This is a genomic window from bacterium, assembly GCA_020440705.1.
GTDB lineage: Bacteria > Krumholzibacteriota > Krumholzibacteriia > LZORAL124-64-63 > LZORAL124-64-63 > JAGRNP01.
In genome coordinates, this window is record JAGRNP010000202.1 from 1 (window position 1) to 4070 (window position 4070).

The following is a 4070-nucleotide window of genomic DNA, read 5'->3' on the forward strand; positions in this document are numbered from 1 at the left end:
GTGGTCTGGGCGCGCACGGCGCCCTGCCCCCAGGGGATCACCAGGGCGATGGCCGCCAGCCACAGCGGCGCCGCCACACGCGGCCGCCCGCGCAGGGACGCCGCGCCGACGCCGGCCGCCAGCGCCCACAGGGGCACCAGCACCTGGCGGTAGCGGGCCACCACGAAGAAGAGCGACTGCCCGGCCACCAGGAGCAACAGGACGGCCGCCAGGATCCGCACCGGCCGCTGGCGCCAGCCCAGCGCGAGCCCCACCAGGCCCAGGCTGCTCAGCAGGCCGTAGGGCACGCAGGCCACGGCCAGCAGCGGCACTTCGGCGCGCCATGGTCCCTGCCCCGCCATCTGGTCGATCTCCCAGTTCTGCAGCTGCAGCCACACCTTCTTCAGGGCGAGGCCGAAGCTGCGCCCGGGCGCGGCGCCCATGGCCTCGAGGGCCCGCTCCCGCCAGAGGCGATCGGCTTCGCCGAGGTCGACGGGGTGGCCCGCGTGCGCGCCGAGGTAGGCCAGTCCGGCCGGATCTTCACGCAGGTCGCCGGGCAGCACCTGCACGTAGAAGCCGTTGGCCCCCGGTCCGTTGCCGATGTAGAGATTCAGGCCGGCGTTGAGGGTCGGTCCGGCGGGCCGGCCCACGAGCCGCGTGTTGTGGAGCGCCGCCGGCAGGATCGCCAGCACGCAGGTCGCCACCAGCACCAGCGGCGCCGCCCAGGCCCGCCGGCGCGGCCGCGGCGATCCGCTGTCGACCTCCGGCCCCCACAGGAAGGCGGCCGTGAGAGCCGGCACGGCCAGCAGCGCCGTGCCGCGCACGAGAGCGGCCGCCCCCAGGGCCAACCCCGCGAGGGCGGCCTGGGCCAGGCTGAGCGCCGGTGGCATGGCGCGACTCCCCACCACGCGCAGGGTGAGCACCACGGCCAGGGTCACGAGGAAGGTCAGGACCGTCTCACCCAGCACCGCGGTGGCGAAGATGGCGGCCGGACGGTAGAGCAGGAAGAGCAGCGCCGGCAGCCAGGTCGCCACCAGCCGGCCGGGCGTCGCGGCGAAGTCGCGGGCCAGGAGCCGGCCGCCCACCGCCAGCAGCGCCAGGGTGCCGAACCAGCAGCCCACCTGCAGGAGACGCAGGCCGCGCAGGTCGGCGGGAGGGATCACGTCGCCGCCGGCGGTGGCGGCGGGCGCCGCGGCGGCGGCCACCAGGTGCGGGTACAGGGGCGCCATGAAGTGGGGCTCGCCGGCGGCGCGCCCGTCGCGGATGTCGGCCGCCCGGTCGAGGTAGATCACCTCGTCGAGATACGGCACCCGGCCGAAGACCGACTCCTCCGCCCGCGGCAGGAAGAGCAGCCAGAACAGGGCCGCCGCCCCGAACAGGGCGGCCCCCACCAGCAGGGAAAGTCGTTGGGGACGCAGGGACAAGGGCGCTCCTCGGGCGTCGGGTCGGGCGTCTCGGTGCGGGTCCGGCGCCGGCGCAGTCTAGCACACACCCCCGCGCGCGACCAACGCGCCGGGTCAGGCCGCGGGCGTTCCGGTGCGGGCCAGGACGAGGGCGGTCACGTCGTCGAAGCGTTCGTCGCCCAGGCGGGCGGTGATGCGCTCGCGGATGGCGGCGACCACGGCGGCCGCGTCCGGCGCCCGGTCGCCGCGCGCCAGTTCGGCCAGGGCCGGATCGTCCAGCAGCACGCCGCCCTCCTCGTCGGCATCGCTCACGCCGTCGGGCGTGATCAGCAGCCGATCGCCGGCTCCGAGGGTCACCGTGCCGGCCGTGTAGTGCAGGTCGGGCAGCATGCCCACGGGCAGGCCGCCCTGCTGGAGCGGCGCCCAGGTGCCGTCGGCGCGCACCACCAGGGGCGGGTTGTTGCCGGCGTTCACGTACTCCAGGTGGCCGGTGTCCGGCGTGAGCACACCCACGACCAGGGTCGAGAAGTGGGTCGTCTCGGTCTCGGCCACCATCTGCTCGTTCACGCGCGTCACCAGTTCGGCCAGGCCGAGGCCGGTGTCGGCCAGGGCGCGCAGGCGCGCCAGCACGCCCATCATTAGCAGCGCCGCGCTCACGCCCTTGCCGGTCACGTCGGCCACGACCACCAGGACCCGACCGTCCGGCAGGGTGAAGGCGTCGTAGGCGTCGCCGCCCACCTGGCGGGCGGGCTCGTGGTGCGCCGCCAGTTCGTAGCCCGCCGGTGCCGGCAGCTCGCCCGGCAGCGCCCGCTGCTGGATCTGGCGGGCCACGGCCAGATCGGCCTCGACCGCGCGCTTGTCCAGCAGTTCCATCCCCATGACCGCGTCGTAGACCAGGTAGGCGATGAAGAAGACCACGACCACGCCGGCCATGAGCAGGGCCAGTTCGCGCGTCTCGACCTCGTCCGGCAGGATGCGGTAGATGCGCGCCACGAGGATCCCCATGGCGAAGCCGGCCACCGGGAAGACGAGCTTGGCGGTGCGCTGGCGGCGGGGCGAGACCCAGCCGGTGGCGCCCCAGCCGAGCAGGCTGTTGCGGAGGGCGGCGCGCAGGCCGGTGGCGGGAACGGGGTTTTCGGGCACGCGAGGCTCCTCGGGGATGATGAACGGCGCCGCCCCCACGGACGGCGCCGTCCCAAGATACCCCATCGACGCCGCCCGGCCACGGGAAAGGCGGCGGCACCGGACGCATCCCGACTACTTGACCAGCGTCACCGAACGGACCGCGAAGCCGTCGTCGCCCTGGGCCACGAGGCGATACACGCCGGCCGGCAGCGCCCGGCCCGACCGGTCGGTGCCGGCGAAGACCCACGTGCGGGTGCCGGCCGCGTCCAGGCGCACCGTTTCGGCGTGGAGCCGGCGGCCGCGCAGGTCGCACACCGACACGCGCACCGCGTCGCCGGGGCGACCGGAGAGCACGACCTCGGCGCGCGGATTGCACGGGTTGGGGAAGGGCGCCCCCAGGGACAGCGACCCGGCCAGGGCCGGCAGCGGCGCCGCGGAGACGTCGTCGGACGGCAACACGATCTGGAAGGGCGGCAGGCCCGTGCCGAGAGCGCCGCCGGTGAGCTCGGCGCCGGACACGGCGTCGAAGACCCGCAGGCCGGGGGCCGACGGGTTGCGGTCGGCGAGGTAGAGCTGCGCGTCGCCGTCCCAGGCCACGTCGGCGAAGTGGTAGCCGGTGGCCGAGGCGAGAGTCGTCGTGGGCGCGCCGCCCGTGTCGCCGCGCACGAGATGGGTGCGGAATGAGGCGTCGCTGACCACGGCATGGATCACGCCCGGGGCCGTGGTCACGAAGGCGGTCACGTCGCCGCCGAGCTGGGCCTCCGTCAGGTCGTAGCCGAGGCTGAGTCCCGTCTGCGGGTCGACCGACTCGATGCCCGCGTCGGCCACGCCGAACCAGCCGGCGCAGCCCACCCGCAGGAGCAGCCCGCCGCCCGCGGTGGTGACCTGCTCGATCCGCGTGTAGGGATCACTGCCGGTCAGGGTGATAGGCGCGGCGAAGGTGTCGGTGGCCATGTCGAAGACGAGCAGCAGGCCCGGGCCCGTCGGGGCGTACCAGTTGTCCCGGTCGAGCTTCTGGGCGGCGATGTAGAGCATGTCGCCGACGGCGGTCATCCAGGCCGTCTCGGGCAGGCCGTCGGCGTCGGCCCACGGGGCGGTCGGATAGACGGCGGTGACCGCCTCGGCCGCCACGTCGACCTTCAGCAGTTCGGCGGTGTCGTAGCAGCTCACGTAGGCGTCGCCGGCCGTGTCGAAGGCGATGTCCTGGGGATTGCGGCCGGCGCCGAGGCTGAATTCGCGCTCCAGGGTCCCGCTCTCGCCGTACACCTGCAGCACGTTCGCGCCCGCGCGCCCCACCACGTAGAGGCGGCCGTCGTGGTGGCGGGCCACGGCGTCGCCGGGCACCGTCGCGAGGTCGGCGCTCACGGACCACGGGGCGTCGGGCGCGAAACCGCGCAGGCGCCCGAAGGTCGAGTAGTCGGTCGTCAGCACCCAGGCCGACTGGGCGGCGGCGGCCGAGGCGGCGGCCAGGAGGACGAGGGTGGTCAGCAGGCGGGTGGTCTTCATGTCAGTACCTCAACCGGGCGGAAAACCGCCAGGTGCGTCCGGGAAGGGGGTAGCCTT

3 protein-coding genes are annotated in these 4070 nt (G+C 74.8%); all 3 read right to left on the minus strand.

Annotation, left to right across the window (positions count from 1 at the left end):
* Positions 1-1403, minus strand: a 1403-nt coding sequence (locus KDM41_17485; protein MCB1185216.1) for a hypothetical protein, incomplete at its 3' end; no start/stop codon positions are given.
* A 93-nt stretch (positions 1404-1496) separates the two neighbouring features.
* Entirely contained in the window at positions 1497-2525 is a 1029-nt protein-coding gene (locus KDM41_17490) for a PP2C family protein-serine/threonine phosphatase (GenBank protein MCB1185217.1), read from the minus strand.
* A 114-nt stretch (positions 2526-2639) separates the two neighbouring features.
* Positions 2640-4013 (minus strand): hypothetical protein, encoded by a 1374-nt coding sequence (locus KDM41_17495; GenBank protein ID MCB1185218.1) that lies wholly within the window; start codon positions 4011-4013, stop codon positions 2640-2642.
* Positions 4014-4070 lie beyond the last annotated feature (57 nt).